1 protein-coding gene is annotated in these 314 nt (G+C 68.8%); it reads right to left on the bottom strand.

Annotated features, from left to right (window positions below):
- Positions 1-88: 88 nt before the first annotated feature.
- A partial coding sequence (locus AC0IYH_RS30570) for an ATP-binding protein (RefSeq protein ID WP_471837909.1) occupies positions 89-314 on the bottom strand: 226 nt, incomplete at its 5' end.

Below are 314 nucleotides of genomic sequence, written 5' to 3'. Positions count from 1 at the left end.
TCGCCCGCCTCCGCCACCTCGTACCCGCCGCGCGACAGGATCGCCGCGAGCAGCCGCCGGACATGCGGCTCGTCATCCACGATCAGGATCATGCCGACTGGAATGCCACGCTGAAGATCGCGCCGCCACCCGGCCGGTTGGTCGCGGTCACCGTCGCGCCGAACGCATCGGAAAAGGCGCGGACGATCGCGAGGCCGAGTCCGGTGCCGCCGAACTGGCGCGTCGAACTGCCGTCGAGTTGCTGGAACGCCTCGAACAGACGCTCGACATGCTCCGGGGGAATGCCGATGCCGGTATCGCGCACGGTAAACGCA

Source organism: Pseudomonas sp. AC463, assembly GCF_979253585.1.
This window is presented reverse-complemented; position numbering and strand designations above follow the sequence as displayed.